The 13,380-nt window shown below is 70.2% G+C and carries 13 protein-coding genes; 2 read left to right on the top strand and 11 right to left on the bottom strand.

All coding sequences use genetic code 11. The features are described from left to right. Positions 1–9: 9 nt before the first annotated feature. The 4 genes from VPH61_RS07820 to topA form a co-directional block, all read right to left on the bottom strand. The gene (locus VPH61_RS07820; protein WP_332062938.1) at positions 10–1,563 is read right to left on the bottom strand and encodes an alpha/beta hydrolase; all 1,554 of its coding nucleotides are present in this window, start codon (positions 1,561–1,563) and stop codon (positions 10–12) included. Then, positions 1,560–2,753, bottom strand: a complete 1,194-nt coding sequence (locus tag VPH61_RS07815; protein ID WP_332062937.1) for a DNA polymerase III subunit delta' — start codon at positions 2,751–2,753, stop codon at positions 1,560–1,562. Before VPH61_RS07815 ends, VPH61_RS07820 begins: the two co-directional genes overlap by 4 nt. 88 nt (positions 2,754–2,841) lie before the next feature. Continuing rightward, the gene (gene tmk, locus VPH61_RS07810; RefSeq protein WP_332062936.1) at positions 2,842–3,462 is read right to left on the bottom strand and encodes a dTMP kinase; all 621 of its coding nucleotides are present in this window, start codon (positions 3,460–3,462) and stop codon (positions 2,842–2,844) included. Further along, positions 3,459–6,257: a type I DNA topoisomerase gene (gene topA / locus VPH61_RS07805; RefSeq protein ID WP_442879071.1), complete on the bottom strand. Its 2,799-nt coding sequence runs from the start codon at positions 6,255–6,257 to the stop codon at positions 3,459–3,461. Before topA ends, tmk begins: the two co-directional genes overlap by 4 nt. A gap of 256 nt (positions 6,258–6,513) precedes the next feature. Between topA and VPH61_RS07800 the strand changes: the two genes are divergently transcribed. Next, positions 6,514–6,750: a hypothetical protein gene (locus tag VPH61_RS07800; RefSeq protein WP_332062934.1), complete on the top strand. Its 237-nt coding sequence runs from the start codon at positions 6,514–6,516 to the stop codon at positions 6,748–6,750. Positions 6,751–6,785: 35 nt separating this feature from the next. On the opposite strand, the gene VPH61_RS07795 is transcribed toward VPH61_RS07800, so the two are convergent. From VPH61_RS07795 to VPH61_RS07775, 5 genes are read right to left on the bottom strand one after another with little or no spacing between them, the layout of a single operon-like run. Next, complete coding sequence (locus VPH61_RS07795) at positions 6,786–7,145, bottom strand: Rv3654c family TadE-like protein (RefSeq protein WP_332062933.1); 360 nt, start codon at positions 7,143–7,145, stop codon at positions 6,786–6,788. Positions 7,146–7,195: 50 nt separating this feature from the next. Beyond that, positions 7,196–7,504, bottom strand: coding sequence for a TadE family type IV pilus minor pilin (locus VPH61_RS07790; protein ID WP_332062932.1), 309 nt, complete (start codon positions 7,502–7,504; stop codon positions 7,196–7,198). A gap of 16 nt (positions 7,505–7,520) precedes the next feature. Continuing rightward, entirely contained in the window at positions 7,521–7,772 is a 252-nt protein-coding gene (locus VPH61_RS07785; protein WP_332062931.1) for a DUF4244 domain-containing protein, read from the bottom strand. Positions 7,773–7,830: 58 nt separating this feature from the next. Beyond that, on the bottom strand, positions 7,831–8,805 hold the full coding sequence (locus tag VPH61_RS07780; RefSeq protein ID WP_332062930.1) for a type II secretion system F family protein: 975 nt from the start codon (positions 8,803–8,805) through the stop codon (positions 7,831–7,833). A gap of 8 nt (positions 8,806–8,813) precedes the next feature. Then, positions 8,814–9,995, bottom strand: coding sequence for a TadA family conjugal transfer-associated ATPase (locus VPH61_RS07775; RefSeq protein ID WP_332062929.1), 1,182 nt, complete (start codon positions 9,993–9,995; stop codon positions 8,814–8,816). Positions 9,996–10,460: 465 nt separating this feature from the next. Here VPH61_RS07775 and acs point away from each other — a divergent pair, with 465 nt between their 5' ends. Next, positions 10,461–12,413, top strand: coding sequence for an acetate--CoA ligase (gene acs, locus VPH61_RS07770; protein WP_332062928.1), 1,953 nt, complete (start codon positions 10,461–10,463; stop codon positions 12,411–12,413). 82 nt (positions 12,414–12,495) lie between these two features. Here acs and VPH61_RS07765 read toward each other — a convergent pair whose 3' ends face one another. Both VPH61_RS07765 and VPH61_RS07760 read right to left on the bottom strand, forming a co-directional pair. After that, the gene (locus VPH61_RS07765) at positions 12,496–12,966 is read right to left on the bottom strand and encodes a RidA family protein (RefSeq protein ID WP_332062927.1); all 471 of its coding nucleotides are present in this window, start codon (positions 12,964–12,966) and stop codon (positions 12,496–12,498) included. Beyond that, on the bottom strand, positions 12,966–13,199 hold the full coding sequence (locus tag VPH61_RS07760; protein ID WP_332062926.1) for a hypothetical protein: 234 nt from the start codon (positions 13,197–13,199) through the stop codon (positions 12,966–12,968). The genes VPH61_RS07765 and VPH61_RS07760 overlap by 1 nt, the downstream gene beginning before the upstream one ends. Positions 13,200–13,380 lie beyond the last annotated feature (181 nt).

Genomic DNA, 13,380 nt, shown 5'->3' with positions numbered 1-13,380 from the left:
TGACCACCATCAGCACTTCGGGTCGCTGGAGGGCACGGTGCCGTCGATGAAGTATGCCTCGACCGCGTCGTTCACGCACGGATTCGACTTGTTGTATGCCGTGTGCCCTTCCCCCTCGTAGGTGATGAGTGCGCCGCTCTCGAGCTGCTCCGCCAGGGCGACCGCCCACTCGTACGGGGTCGCGGGGTCGCCCGTCGTGCCGATGACGAGGATCGGCGCGGCACCCTCCGCGTGGATCTCGGTCCGCTCCGCTTCGCTCTGGTGCGGCCAGTTGATGCAGCCGAGGTCGCCGAACCCGAAGTAGGGTCCGATGATCGGTGCGACCTCCGCGGTCGCCGCCGCCTTCTCGCGCATCACCGAGACATCGGATTGGTACGTGTAGTCGAGGCAGTTCACTGCAGTGAACGCCTCGGCCGAGTTGTCGAGGTAGGTGCCGTCTTCGCTGCGGCCGTTGTAGCCGTCGGCGAAGGAGAGCGCGATGTCGGCATCGCCGAACATGACCGACTCGAACAGGTCGTTCAGGTACGGCCAGGAATCCGCGCTGTACAGGGGGTAGATGATCGCGGTGACGAGGGTGTCGGCGCCGACGAGGCGGCCGTCGGTACCGCGAAGCGGGCTCGCGTCGACGGAGGCCAGGAGCCGGCTGATCTCGTCGACGGCGTCGTCGACGGTGCCGTCGAACGGGCACTCACTGCCCGCGAGGCAGTACTCGAGGTAGGCCTTCAGCGCGTTCTCGAAGCCGATGGCCTGCGCCTGACCCACCTCGGTCTCACTGGCCGAGGGGTCGATCGCCCCGTCGAGCACGAGCTTGCCGACCTTGTCGGGGTAGAGCCCGGCATAGGTCGCGCCGAGGAACGTGCCGTACGAGAAGCCGAGGTAGTTCAGCTGCTCGTCGCCGAGGATCGCGCGCAGCAGGTCCATGTCGCGCGCGGCGCTCTCGGTGTCGACGTTGCCGAGCAGTTCACCCGTGTTCTCGGCGCACGCTTCACCGAAGGCGCGCTCGGTGGCCTCGATCTCGGCGATCCATTCGTCGCTGCCCCGTTCTCCGGGCGTGGTGCCGTAGAGGTACTCGTCCATCTCGGGGGCGTCGTAGCAGGCGACACCCGCCGAGCGGCCGACGCCTCGGGGATCGAAGCCGACGACATCGAAGCGCTCCTGGAGCGGCTGGCCGACCGCGTAGTCGAGCGAGTCCATCACGAAGTCGTAACCCGAGCCCCCGGGGCCGCCTGGGTTCACGAGCAGCGAGCCGAGCTTCTCACCCGTCGCGACATGGCGCACGAGAGCGAGTTCCGTTTCGCCTGCCGAGGGGTCGCTCCAGTCGAGGGGTGCCTTCGCCGTCGCACACCCCATGCCGTCGCCGCAGCGCTCCCACTCCAGCACCTGCGTGTAGAAGGGCTCGAGCTCCGCCGCGACGTCTTCACCCGTCGGCGTCGAGACCGGTTGCTCCGGGCTCAGCAGCTCGGGCACGCAGCCGCTCAGCGCGAACATGGCCGCGAGGGCGCCGACGATCGCGATCGCGCGCGTGCCACGCGGCATCCGACGTGCGCTGGTCGATTCGGTCATGCGGCCCCTCGTTCGGTCGTTCGTCGGATGGCGGAGATGAGCATCGCCTCGAGCGCGAGCGCCGGCGACACGTTGCCGTCGATGCGGGTGCGCGCCTGCTGGATCGCGTCGAGCGTCGCGAGTGTTCGGGCGGGCGCAGCGGATGCCGCGGCCCGCTGCATGCCCGCTTCGAGCTCGCGGTTCACGAGCGGCACGTCGGCGTCGAGCTGGATGAGCAGGATGTCGCGGTACAGCGACGCCAGATCGACGAGGATACGGTCGATGCCGTCGCGGAGGCTCCGGGTGGCGCGGCGCTTCTGGTCGTCTTCGAGCGCCTTCAGCTGCGGTCGGAGCGCGTTCGGCACGGCCTGCCCGGGCGCGACGCCGAGCGAGTGCAGCGCATGCGCCCGCTCTTCCGCGTCGCGCAGCTCGCCGATGGCCTTGGCGTCTTCGCCGGCGATCTCGATGAATCGAGCGGCGGTGGCCACGGCACCCGACGCCGAACGCACCGCGAGCGCGAGTTCGAGCGTCTCGGAACGGCGGCGCCGAGCCTCTTCGTTGGTGGCCAGCCGGTGCGCCATGCCGATGTGGCTCTGCGCCTCTCGGGCGGCGCGCTCGGCGAGCACGGGATCGACGCCGTCTCGACGTTCGAGGAGCGCTGCGACATCCGCGATGCTCGGCACCTGGAGCCGCACCGAGCGCACTCGCGAGCGGATCGTGGGGATCAGGTCGGCCTCGCTCGGCGCGCAGAGGATCCACACGGTGCGCTCGGGCGGCTCCTCGAGTTCTTTGAGGAGGAAGTTGGAGGTCTGCTCGGTCATGCGATCGGCGTCTTCGACGATGATGACCCGGTGCCGGCCGATCGACGGCGCGTAGTGCGAGCGGCGCACGATGTCGCGTACGTCGTCGCGCTTGATGATGACGCCCTCGGTCGCGAGCACGTGCAGGTCGGGGTGGCTGCGCGCGTCGACCTGCGCCTGCGTTCGCTCGTCGCCGTCGGGCGAGCCCGAGATGAGCGCCGTAGCGAAGGCGTACGCGAGGTTCGAGCGGCCCGAGCCCGGTGGGCCGGTGACGAGCCACGAGTGGGTCATCTGCTGGGCGCCGGGGCCGGAGGTGGAGCCGGCGGTCGCGGTCACGCCGGCGGATTCGGCGGCTGCGCGGAAGAGCGCGATCGCGGCGTCCTGGCCGGTCAGTTCACTCCACACGCTCACGATTCCACGCTACCGTCAGCGGCTGACGATGCGCTCGACGCGGATGGCGCGTACGCTCCGACCGACGCACCCGATCCTCTGCTCGCGCTCAGAGCAGACCGGCCACTCGGGCGCGGATCGCCGCGGCGATCTCCTCGACCGGTTGCGCCGCGTCGACCACGAGGAAGCGCGCAGGTTCGGCGGCCGCGATCTCCAGATAGGCGCCGCGGACCCGGTCGTGGAACTCGGATGCCTCGGCCTCGAGCCGGTCGTAGCGCGTACGGGCGTCGTCGAGCCGCGTGCGCGCCGACGCGGCGTCGAGGTCGAGCAGGATCGTCAGGTCGGGTGCGAGCCCTTCGGTCGCCCACTCGGAGAGCCCGCGCACCGCCTCGGCGTCGAGCACCCGGCCGGCCCCCTGGTAGGCGACCGACGAGTCGATGTAGCGGTCTTGGAGCACGACGTCGCCGCGAGCGAGCGCCGGCCGCACGACGGTCGCGACGTGATGCGCCCGATCGGCGGCGTAGAGCAGCGCCTCGGCGCGCGGGGCGATGTCGCCGCGGTGGTGCAGCACGATCTCGCGCACCTCGACGCCCACGTCGGTGCCGCCGGGCTCACGCGTGCGCACGACCGTTCGGCCGGACTCGGCGAGCCAGGCCCCGAGCAGCTCGGCCTGAGTCGTCTTGCCCGACCCGTCGCCGCCCTCGAGGGTGATGAAGAGCCCGTCGCTCACTGGTCGGTCGCCGGCTTCTTCGCGGGAGCCTTCTTGGCAGCAGGCTTCTTCGCGGCCGGCTTCTTCGCAGCCGGCTTCTTCGCGGCGGGCTTCTTGGCTCGCGGCGCCGCGGGGCCCTTGTCGCGCTTGATCTGCAGCAGCTCGACGGCGCGTTCGAAGGTGATCTCCTCGACCGACTCGGCACGCGGGATGGTCGCGTTCGTCGTGCCGTCGGTGACGTAGGGGCCGAAGCGGCCGTCCTTCACCTTGATCGGCTTGCCGCTCACGGGGTCGGCGTCGAACTCCTTCAGCGCGCTCGACGCGGCGCGGCCGCCGTACTTGGGCTGGGCGAAGAGCTCGAGCGCACCGTCGAGGCCGATCTCGAAGATCGCGTCCTCGCTCGGGAGCGTGCGCGTGTCGGTGCCCTTCTTCAAGTACGGGCCGTAGCGACCGTTCTGCGCGGTGATCTCGGTCTCAGTCTCGGGATCGACGCCGACGACACGCGGCAGGTTCAGGAGCTTCAGCGCCGTCTCGAAGTCGATCTCGGCCACCTGCATGCTCTTGAAGAGCGACGCCGTGCGCGGCTTCTCGACCGGAGCCTTCTTCGCAGCTCGCTTGGCCTTCGGCTTCGGCGCGTCGACGACCTCACCGGTCGCCGGGTCGACGGATGTCTCGGCGACGGCCTCAGGAGCGACAGCGGGCTCGGGGTCGAGCTCGGTGACGTACGGGCCGAAGCGGCCGTCCTTCACGACGACCTCCTTGCCGTTCTCGGGGTTCACTCCGAGCACGCGCGCCTCCTGCACGGGTGCGTCGATGAGCTCGCGGGCCTTCGCCTCGGTGAGCTCGTCAGGCGCGAGGCCTTCGGGGAGGTTCACCCGTCGGGGCGTCGCGTCGGGCGCGGCGCCCTCGTCGACGACCTCGAGGTAGGGACCGTACTTGCCGATGCGCAGCGTGATGTCGGGCGCGATCCGCACGGAGTTGATCTCGCGCGCGTCGATCTCACCGAGGTTGTCGACGACCTGACGCAGGCCCCGGTGCTTGTCGGAGCCGAAGTAGAAGCTCGAGAGCCAGTCGACGCGGTCGGCCTCGCCGGCCGCGATGTGGTCGAGGTCGTCCTCCATCTCGGCGGTGAAGTCGTACTCCACGAGGTCGCCGAAGTGCTCTTCGAGGAGCCGCACGACCGAGAACGCGATCCAGCTCGGCACGAGCGCCTGGCCGCGCTGGGTGACGTATCCGCGGTCCATGATCGTCGAGATGATCGAGGCGAACGTCGACGGACGGCCGATGCCGAGCTCTTCGAGTCGCTTCACGAGGCTCGCCTCGGTGTAGCGCGGGGGCGGCGACGTCTCGTGGCCCTTGGCCTCGAGGTCGGCCATCGCGAGGGTCTGCCCCTCCTTCAGCGGGGGGAGCTTCGCCTCGCCGGGCGTCTCCTCGGCGTTGCGCTCCTCGTCGCGACTCTCCTCATATGCGGCGAGGAAGCCGCGGAAGGTGATGACGGTGCCGCTCGCGGTGAACTCCGCGATCGTGCCGCCGACCGGTGCCGATGCCTCGGCGGGAGCTGCTGCATCCGTCGCCGTCGGACCGACCTCGATCGTGACCGTGGCCGTCTGACCCTTGGCATCGGCCATCTGCGAGGCGACCGTGCGCTTCCAGATCAGGTCGTAGAGCTTGAACTCGCTGCCGCGCAGCACGCTCTGCAGTTCGGACGGGGTGCGGAACACCTCGCCCGACGGGCGGATGGCCTCGTGCGCCTCCTGCGCGTTCTTCGACTTGCCGGCGTAGACGCGGGGCTTGTCGGGAATCGAGTCGGCGCCGTAGAGCGCGGTCGCCTGGGCGCGGGCGGCGGTGATCGCCTGCTGCGACAGCGACGAGGAGTCGGTGCGCATATAAGTGATGTAGCCGTTCTCGTAGAGCGACTGCGCCACGCGCATCGTGTCGCGGGCCGAGAGACGGAGCTTGCGGGCTGACTCCTGCTGCAGCGTGGAGGTCGTGAAGGGCGCGGCGGGGCGACGCGAGTAGGGCTTCGATTCGACCTTGGAGACGGTGCGCGAGACCGATTCGGCCGACAGGGCGGTCACGAGTGCGGCGGCGGTCGCCTCGTCGAGCACGACGGCCTTGCTCTTCAGCGTTCCGGCGTCGTCGAAGTCCCGGCCGGTCGCGACGCGCTCGCCGCCGAGACGCACGAGCTTCGCCTCGAACGAGGTCGCGGTGTCGGATGCCTCGTCCGAGAAGCGTCCGGCCAGATCCCAGTACCCCGCCGCGACGAAGGCGAGGCGCTCGCGCTCGCGGTCGACGACGAGTCGGGTGGCCGCCGACTGCACGCGGCCGGCCGAGAGGCCGGGCCCGACCTTGCGCCAGAGCACCGGCGAGATCTCGTATCCGTAGAGCCGGTCGAGGATGCGACGGGTCTCCTGAGCGTCGACGAGTGCGGTGTCGAGGTCGCGGGTGTTGTCCTTCGCCTTCTGGATGGCGTCCTTCGTGATCTCGTGGAAGACCATCCGGCGCACGGGGACCTTGGGCTTCAGCTCCTGCAGCAGGTGCCACGCGATGGCCTCGCCCTCGCGGTCCTCATCAGTTGCCAGCAGGAGTTCGTCGGCGTTCTTCAGCGCGCGCTTGAGCTCGGCGACGGTCTTCTTCTTGGAGTCGGAGACCACGTAGTACGGCTCGAAGCCGTTGTCGACGTCGACGGAGAACTTGCCCAGGGGGCCCTTCTTCAGCTCGGCCGGCAGGTTCTTGGGCTCGATGAGGTCGCGGATGTGACCGACGGACGAAAGCACCTCGTAGCCGTCACCCAGATACTGGGCGATCGACTTCATCTTGGTGGGCGACTCGACGATGACCAGTTTTTTCGCGCCTGACACCAGACTCCTCTTTGTTGACAATTGGGACGGGAACGCACATTCGAAGCCGCGCCCCCGAGCGGTGTGCCAAAGCCGGCGAAAATGCTGCGCCGACAGCCACACCATACACACACCAGCCGGGAGGAAACGCACTCACCGAGCGGGCGATCGAGTTCTGCGGTGCTCATCGCGCCCCCTTGCGGTTCTCGGAACGCCGAGGAGAATGGCCATCATGGACACCTCAACGACGAGTTCGTACACGGCGATGCTGGTCGACGGGCCGCTCGAGGGAAAGACGGTGGCCACCGCCTTCCTCGAGTCCGGAGACCCTCGGCCGCGAATCGAGCTGAACACCGACCAGGGCAAGCACTACGTGTACTCGCGCGCGGCGGGCATGGAGTTCGCGGCACCAGGAGACGACCGGCCCAGCGCCGTCGAGTACCGCTTCGTGGAGACCGTCTTCGACTGAGTCCAGGGCGGCACGGCCACGGCGGCACGGCGCATTCACGGCGGCACGGGTGCGCCCGATCCGGGCGGCCCGGCACGAGCCGACGCGCTGACCGCGAACCCCGGCACCGCCTCGATGTGCACGGTGACGGATGCCACGGCGCCGTCGCCCTCGCACGTGCCGAGCCGTGCGCCGTTGCGAGCGGCAACGGCGCCGGCGAGCCGGCACGGCACGCCGGCGACGGCGCCCGACATGGCGTCCGCAGCTGCGAGCGCGGCGGCATCGGCGGCGTTCGCTGCGCGCTGCGAGACGACGAAGACGCCGAGCAGTGCGAGCAGTGCAACGGCGAACGCGGTCATCGCGCCGATGATGCCGACGGCGACAACGGATGCCGCTCCCCTCTCTTCGGCTCGCATGCGACCGGGGACGGCGGCGACTCGGTGAGCGGCAGTGCCGCACCGGATCATCACCGGCCGCCCGTCACTGCGCAGGACTCGGCACGCAGCTCGATCGCGGCGAGCAGGCCCGCTCCGGAACTGGTGAGCGTCGCGCAGACGAACTGCGCGTCGGTCGCCGCCGAGAGCACAGCTCCGCCGGAGACGCGATCGGCGATGGCGGCCGCGTCGGCCTCGGATTCGCCGCGGCCCAGCGCCCGAGCCGCGTCGGCCGCGGCATCCGTCAGCCGCACCTGCTGCGCCGCCAATTGCACCGAGGCGAGGCAGGCCGCGAGCACGAGTGCGATGGCGGGCAGCGCGACCGCGAATTCCGCGGTCACGCTGCCGCGTTCGCGCTCAGCCGACCGTGAGCGCATTCCGCACGAGGTCGGTGAGGATGCCGCGCACCTCGTCGCCGCGGAGGATGATGACGAGCAGCCCGGCGAATCCGACGGCCGCCATCGTCGCCACGGCGTACTCGGCGGTCGCGGCGCCGCGCTCGCCGGCCAGCCGAACGGCGACGCGGCGGGCGATGCGGCGGGCGCGACTCCGCAGGGCGCCGCCCCGGGCGCGACCTCGGGGCGGTGCGGTGGTCGAGTCTTCGTGCATGGTGTTCCCTTCTGTGGTGCCGGCTGACCGGCTCTCGAGTGGCACGAGTCGGGTCGGGTCAACGGGCACCGCCGAGGGTGCCGGTGACGACCGAGATCATGAGCGGCGCGACGCCGAGCAGCACGAATGCCGGGAGCACGCAGAGGCCGAGCGGCAGCATGAGCCGCACCCCGAGCGCCGCCGCCCGCTCGGTGCCGGCCGATCTCGAGGCTCGGCGCAGCCGGAACGCCTCGGCGCGCAACAGTTCGGCGACCGGGGCGCCAGCCCGCGCCGCGAGGCCGAGTACGGCGTCGATCTCGGCGCCGTCGCCGGCGTGCGGAACGAAGCGCACGATCGAGTCGCGAGTGAGTGTCCGCGCCCGATCGATCGACACCCCGCTCGACATCGCGATCGCGAGCAGCTCGAGCTCGAGACCGGCATCGACGCGCGAGCGACCGGCTCGTGCGGCGAGTGCGCGGTTCCACCGACGGCCGCCCCAGAGGCAGACGAGCCCCAGCGCCAGGCAGGCGAGTCCGAGCGGGTTGCCGAAGAGCACGCCGATCGTGTCGAAGCCGAGGGTCGCCCCGAACAGCACCGCGATCACCGGCAGCGCCATGACGAGCCGGGCGCTCGCGGCGGGTCCGGCGAGCGCAGCTCGCACCTCCCGGCGGAGCTGCGCCTCATCGCGCAGCACCGCAGCGAGCTCGCGAAGGCTGCCGGCCAGCGGTGCACCCGACTCCGCCGCGACCGCCCATGCGGCGGCGAGTACCGGCCAGGCGGCCGACGCGGTCGGGCGTTCGGGGAGGGAATCGGCAATGGCCGGCGCGACCGGGTCGCCCCGCCGGGCCGCCGAGGCGGCGAACTCGAGCACTTCGGCGTCGGCGCCTGAGGCTCCGTCAGCCCCGACGTTGCTCCATGCACCCGGGGCGGGCACGCCGGCGGCGAGCAGCACCGCGAGACGCTCGGTGACGGCGGCCACGGCATCGATCTCGGCCGCCGGGTCGATGCGCCGTCGGTCCTCGAGCCGATCGAGGAGGCGCGGGCGCCGCGGCATCCGCTCGCTCACATCGCCTCGACGACGAGCCGGTCGCCCGATTGCTCGAACCGCCCCATCTGGGCCAATCGGCGTCGACCGCCGACCCGGTCGAGGTGGAGCACGAGATCGAAGGCGCTCGCTGTCTGACGGGCGAGCGCATCGGGAGAGAGCCCGGCGATCGAGCCGAGCGCCTCGAGCCGAGCGGGCACATCGGCGAGCGAGTTGGCATGCAGGGTGCCTGCGCCGCCGTCGTGCCCGGTGTTGAGCGCAGCAAGGAGCTCTCGGAGCTCTGCGCCGCGGCATTCGCCGACGACCAGGCGGTCGGGGCGCATGCGCAGCGCCTCCCTGAGCAGCGCGTCGAGCCCGACCCGGCCCGTGCCCTCGAGATTCGCCTGCCGCGCTTCGAGCGAGACCACGTGCGGATGATCGACCTGCAGCTCTGCGACGTCTTCGATGACGACGAGGCGCTCCCGTTCGGGAGCCTCGGCGAGCAGCGCAGCGAGGAGCGTGGTCTTGCCGGTGCCGCCGGCGCCCGTGACGAGCAGGTTCTTGCGGGATGCCACGGCGTCTCGAAGCACCGCCTCCTGCGCCGCGTCGACCATGCCCGCGCGGGAGAGGGCCGCGAGCGAGAACCCGCCGGCCCGCGGTACGCGCACCGAGATCGTCGTACCGCTCGCCGACACGGGTGGCAGTACCGCGTGCACCCGGATGCCGGCGCCCAGCCGCACATCGACGGCGGGCGAAGCCTCATCGATGTGGCGCCCGCCGCGGGCGACGAGCTGCACGGCGAGCGCACGAACCTCGGCCTCATCGGCCGCCCAGCTCGGGTCTCGCTCGGCACCGGCACCTCGATCGACCCAGAGACCCCGGTCGCCGTTCACGAAGAGATCCGTGACCGGTCCGTCGGTGGCGAACGCCTCGAGCGGACCGAGGAGGGAGAGGTCGGTGCCGTTGCGATGGGTCGGCCGGGCGGACGAGGCTCGCAGCGAAGCAGCGACGCCCACGTCGACGTCGACGTCATCGAACGCATCATCGCGACGTTCGGCGCCGGCCGTCGCGGCGGTGAACGACGACGCGGCACGAGACGACTCCGGGGGTGACGAGTCTGCACGTGACGAGCCGGTGCGCGGCCCGAACGCGCGCTCGGTGGCGGGCGAGACCGGCGGTTCCCGCAGCCAGGACGGCGACGCCACGAAGGGATGAGTCATGTCGCGAGCGTAGGAACCGACTCGGGCACCGCAGCATCCGATCGGGCCCAGATACGGAAAGAGCCTCCCCCACACCGTTGTGGAGGAGGACTCGATCTGTTCGCGGCGCACATCGTGCACTGCCTGTTAACGAAAGGGGGCGGCACCCATTGGGGGGAACAGGTGCCGCCTCGGCAGCGCAAGGATTGGGGGGAATCACGAGCGCTGCAGGCCACGAAACGAGTGTTCGGGCGGTACTCAGCATACGGCCTGCAGAAGGATGCGCAAGCATTTTTTGTCCTCATTTGTGCCGACATACAGAATTCTCTGCGCTTAGACACAGGAAGGCGCGCCGTTCGGCCGCGAATCCACTCTGCGACGCTACAGGACGACACGATTCCTCGCCTGATCGGAGCGGCGGGTAGTGTGCTGCGTGGGGCAGGCGACCCATCCGAAGAACACTCGCGAAGGAGCGACTGAAGAACCATGACCGTTCAGATCGATCACGCGCTCGAGGAGATCCGGCGATTCCGCCCGAGTCCCGAGTTCGCCGCCCAAGCCGTCGCCGATGAGCGCCTCTACGAAGAGGCCGCGGCCGACCGGCTCGGCTTCTGGGCCGACCAGGCCCGCGACCTCCTCACGTGGAGCACGCCGTTCACGCAGACCCTCGACTGGTCGACCCCGCCCTTCGCCAAGTGGTTCCACGACGGCGAGCTGAACGTCGCCTACAACTGCCTCGACCGTCACGTCGAGGCGGGCCTCGGCGACCGCGTCGCCCTGCACTTCGAGGGCGAGCCAGGCGACAGCCGCTCCATCACCTACGCCGAACTGACCGCTGAAGTCAAGCGCGCCGCGAACGCGCTGCTCGGGCTCGGCGTGCAGGCCGGCGACCGCGTCGCGATCTACCTGCCGATGATCCCCGAGGCCGTCATCGCAATGCTCGCCTGCGCCCGCATCGGCGCCGTGCACTCCGTGGTCTTCGGCGGGTTCTCGTCGAAGAGCCTGCAGTCGCGCATCGACGATGCCCAGGCCGAGGTCGTCATCACCGCCGACGGCGGATACCGCAAGGGCAAAGCGTTCCCGCTGAAGCCCACGGTCGACGAGGCCATCGAGGCCGCCGAGACCACCGTGCGCTCCGTGCTCGTCGTGAACCGCACCGGCGGCGAGGTGGCCTGGGTCGAGGGGCGCGACGTGTCGTGGAGCGAGCAGCTCGCCGCGGCCGACGCCGACCACGAGGCGCAGGGCTTCAACGCCGAGCACCCGCTGTTCATCCTCTACACCTCGGGAACGACGGGCAACCCCAAGGGCATCCTGCACACCTCGGGCGGCTACCTCACCCAGACGGCGTTCACCCACAAGAACGTCTTCGACCTGCACCCCGAACGCGATGTGTACTGGTGCACGGCCGACGTCGGCTGGATCACCGGTCACTCTTACGTCGTCTACGGGCCGCTCGCGAACGGCGCCACGCAGGTGCTCTACGAGGGCACGCCCGACACGCCGCACCCCGGCCGCTGGTGGGAGATCATCGAGAAGTACCGCGTCTCGATCCTCTACACGGCGCCGACCGCCATCCGCTCGTTCATGAAGCAGGGCCGTGACGTCGTGCGCGACTACAACGTGCGATCGCTGCGCCTGCTCGGCTCGGTCGGCGAGCCGATCAACCCCGAGGCCTGGATCTGGTACCGCCACGTCATCGGCGGCGGCTCGATCCCCGTCGTCGACACGTGGTGGCAGACCGAGACGGGCGCGATCATGATCTCGGCGCTGCCCGGCGTGACCGACCTGAAGCCCGGGTCGGCGCAAGTACCGGTTCCCGGAATCTCGATCGACATCGTCGACGACGAGGGCACCCCGATCGAGGGCGAAGGCGGCGGCCTCCTCACGATCACCGAGCCGTGGCCCTCGATGCTCCGCGGCATCTGGGGCGACCCCGAGCGCTTCAAGGAGACCTACTGGGAGAAGTTCGGCGACAAGTACTTCGCCGGCGACGGTGCACGACGCGACGAAGACGGCGACATCTGGCTGCTCGGCCGGGTCGACGACGTCATGAACGTCTCTGGCCACCGTCTCTCGACCGCCGAGATCGAGTCCTCGCTCGTCGCCCACCCGTGGACGGCCGAGGCTGCGGTCGTCGGCGCGTCCGACGAGGCGACCGGCCAGGCCGTCGTCGCGTTCGTGATCCTGAAGGCCAGCCAGGCCGATCAGGTGAACGATCTCGCGGCAGCCAGCGACGAGCTCCGCAAGCACGTCGCCCAGCAGATCGGCGCGATCGCCCGCCCGCGTCAGGTCTTCATCGTCAACGAGCTGCCGAAGACGCGCTCGGGCAAGATCATGCGCCGGCTCCTCCGCGACCTCGCAGAAGGCCGCGAGATCGGCGACACGACGACGCTCGCCGACACCTCGATCATGCAGGTCATCAGCGAGCAGGTGAAGTAGGGCATCCCGGCCCTGAAACGACGGATGCCGCGTCGGGATCGCTCCCGACGCGGCATCCGCTGTTCGTGGCTGCTGACTGCGTCTACTCGAACTCGACCACGAGTTCGAGCTCGACCGGCGAGTCGAGCGGCAGCACGGCGACGCCCACTGCGGAGCGTGCGTGGCGGCCGGCCTCGCCGAAGATCTCGCCGAGCACTTCGGATGCCCCGTTGATGACGCCGGGCTGGCCGGAGAATGAGGGATCGGATGCCACGAAGCCGACGAGCTTCACGATGCGGGTGACCCGGTCGAGCGTACCGATCTCGGCGCGCACCGCCGCGAGCGCGTTGAGCGCCGCGGTGCGGGCGTACGTCTTCGCGTCGTCTGCGGGAACGAGCCCGTGGCCGTCGCCGACCTTGCCGGTCGCGGGCAGCACGCCCGCGGTGAAGGGCAGCTGACCCGAGGTGTAGACGTGGGCGCCGGTGACGACCGCCGGCACGTACGCGGCGACGGGCGGTGCGACGTCGGGCAACTCGATGCCGAGTTCGGCGAGGCGCGCCTCGATGGCGGCCATCAGGCGTGTCCCTCGCCCTCGAACTGCTTGGCGGCCTGCGCGGCGGCCGCTGCGCCGGCGGATGCCGCGGCAGACGACTCGCCGCCGGTCGGGCGCTTCAGGTAGGCGACGAGGCCGCCCTCGGGGCCCTGCACGATCTGCACGAGCTCCCAGCCCTCGGAGCCCCAGTTGTTCAGGATCGCCGCCGTGTTGTGGATGAGCAGCGGAGTGGTGATGTACTCCCAGGTCGTCATGGTTCCTCGTCTCTGTGTCGCATGCATCGACGGTGCGGTCGATGCGGTGCGGCGATGTCGAACGGAGCGCGGGATTCGCGTGGATCGGCGCGCCTCCCCTCCGACGACGCGTTCAGCGTGCATAGCGGGATTTGTCAGCCTTCTCCGTTAAGCTCCACTATATGTCTGCCCAAAAACGTAC

The sequence above is a fragment of the Agromyces sp. CCNWLW203 genome (assembly GCF_036576125.1).
GTDB lineage: Bacteria > Actinomycetota > Actinomycetes > Actinomycetales > Microbacteriaceae > Agromyces.
This window is presented reverse-complemented; position numbering and strand designations above follow the sequence as displayed.

Coding starts and splice junctions, on each gene's coding strand:
- VPH61_RS07820 (WP_332062938.1), bottom strand. CDS start 1,563: ATGACCGAATCGACCAGCGCACGTCGGATGCCGCGTGGCACGCGCGCG.
- topA (WP_442879071.1), bottom strand. CDS start 6,257: ATGAAGTCGATCGCCCAGTATCTGGGTGACGGCTACGAGGTGCTTTCG.
- VPH61_RS07800 (WP_332062934.1), top strand. CDS start 6,514: ATGGACACCTCAACGACGAGTTCGTACACGGCGATGCTGGTCGACGGG.
- VPH61_RS07795 (WP_332062933.1), bottom strand. CDS start 7,145: ATGCGAGCCGAAGAGAGGGGAGCGGCATCCGTTGTCGCCGTCGGCATC.
- VPH61_RS07785 (WP_332062931.1), bottom strand. CDS start 7,772: ATGCACGAAGACTCGACCACCGCACCGCCCCGAGGTCGCGCCCGGGGC.
- VPH61_RS07780 (WP_332062930.1), bottom strand. CDS start 8,805: ATGCCGCGGCGCCCGCGCCTCCTCGATCGGCTCGAGGACCGACGGCGC.
- VPH61_RS07775 (WP_332062929.1), bottom strand. CDS start 9,995: ATGACTCATCCCTTCGTGGCGTCGCCGTCCTGGCTGCGGGAACCGCCG.
- acs (WP_332062928.1), top strand. CDS start 10,461: ATGACCGTTCAGATCGATCACGCGCTCGAGGAGATCCGGCGATTCCGC.
- VPH61_RS07765 (WP_332062927.1), bottom strand. CDS start 12,966: ATGGCCGCCATCGAGGCGCGCCTCGCCGAACTCGGCATCGAGTTGCCC.
- VPH61_RS07760 (WP_332062926.1), bottom strand. CDS start 13,199: ATGACGACCTGGGAGTACATCACCACTCCGCTGCTCATCCACAACACG.